This window comes from Ligilactobacillus acidipiscis DSM 15836 (assembly GCF_001435755.1).
GTDB lineage: Bacteria > Bacillota > Bacilli > Lactobacillales > Lactobacillaceae > Ligilactobacillus > Ligilactobacillus acidipiscis.
The window spans coordinates 1-1395 of sequence record NZ_AZFI01000279.1 but is presented as its reverse complement, the minus strand read 5'-3'; the positions used below and the strand labels follow the sequence as shown (position 1 = coordinate 1395).

Sequence of the window (1395 nt, the reverse complement as noted above, 5' to 3'; positions counted from 1 at the left end):
TTTACCCACACAAAGTTGACACTATCAAACAGCTCATCTTTTTAGCCATGGCAGTATTAATTATGTTAAGATTAAGTTATATTATCTTTTGGAGGCAATATACACGTGATATTAATGGACGATATTACTCGTGATGGAAATCCTGTTTTACGTTCACGAGCTAAAGAATTAACTTTTCCCCTTTCTGATAAAGAAATCGAAATGGGTAAAAAAATGATGGAGTACTTGGAAGTCAGTCAAGATGAAAAACTAGCTGAAAAATACCATCTACGTGCCGGTGTGGGTTTAGCTGCACCTCAAGTTGGTTCTCCAACTCGTATGGCGGCTGTTTTAGTACCAAGTGACTATGAAGAAGAACCGCCAGCATTTAAAGAAATACTCGTTAATCCTACTATTCTCAGTGAATCTGTGCAGGGGGCAGCTCTGGGAACTGGCGAAGGCTGCCTTTCAGTTGACGAAGATATTCCAGGATATGTTTGGCGCCATGACCGCATCAAATTACGCTGGTACGATTTAGATGGAAATAAACATATCTCTCGTCTGAAAGACTATCCAGCAATCGTGGTCCAACATGAATTTGATCACCTAAATGGTGTCTTATTCTATGACCATATTAATAAGGACGCTCGTTTTAAATCTCCTGATGGTGGAGTTTTGATCGGGTAAAGAGATACACTACATTAATTTAGGCCTTACAGAAAAAAACTGACAATATTTGTCAGTTTTTTTATTTTTCTAATTTTTCTATATCATTGACATAACCGATAGTTTGTTGATTAACAAGATAGGCGATCTCAATATTTAACTTGCCCTCACGAAACCAAATATCTGAAATAACTAAAGGACTTTTATCATTAACAGTGACTAACCCCTTTTGCTTTGCGTACAAGCTCAATTGGTAAGATATTTCTTTTTTAACTTGACGAACCTGTTTTTTATCAAGTTCGATAAAGTAAAACGAAAAACCAAACACAACCACGTTTAGCCCCCACACTCTTGACACTGGAACGATCTTAAGCGGGCCAAAGGGATCATTTGTACCATCAAACCCTGACAGTTTCACTCCCTTTAAAGCTGTTTTTACAGCATCTGTCACTAATGTTTCATATGTCTTTTGCTTTGCTTTTAAGCTGCGGCTCCGTATTTTTTTTATACCCCAAATTATTAATGCGATAGTTAAAAGCAGCGCTATAATACTCAAAAATATTTTCATAAAAACTTGCTCCTTTAATTCGCTTAAACAGCATAATTTCTGTTTCATTATTATTTTAACATACTAAATAGCTTCCAATAATTATATACTTATCTATAGTTCGTTAAGTTAATATAAACAAAACATCGGTAAAATATAATTTAATCTTAAACGTTAGAGAGTATAAAATAGTTTGTGTAAAT

At 35.0% G+C, this 1395-nt stretch carries 2 protein-coding genes; one reads left to right on the top strand and one right to left on the bottom strand.

Going from position 1 to position 1395, the window contains the following annotated elements; genetic code table 11:
• The first annotated feature begins 105 nt into the window (after positions 1–105).
• Positions 106–666, top strand: coding sequence for a peptide deformylase (def, locus tag FC65_RS10675; RefSeq protein WP_056972721.1), 561 nt, complete (start codon positions 106–108; stop codon positions 664–666).
• 61 nt (positions 667–727) lie between these two features.
• On the opposite strand, the gene FC65_RS10670 is transcribed toward def, so the two are convergent.
• Complete coding sequence (locus FC65_RS10670; RefSeq protein ID WP_056972719.1) at positions 728–1213, bottom strand: hypothetical protein; 486 nt, start codon at positions 1211–1213, stop codon at positions 728–730.
• Positions 1214–1395: the final 182 nt, after the last annotated feature.

Coding starts and splice junctions, on each gene's coding strand:
- FC65_RS10670 (WP_056972719.1), bottom strand. CDS start 1,213: ATGAAAATATTTTTGAGTATTATAGCGCTGCTTTTAACTATCGCATTA.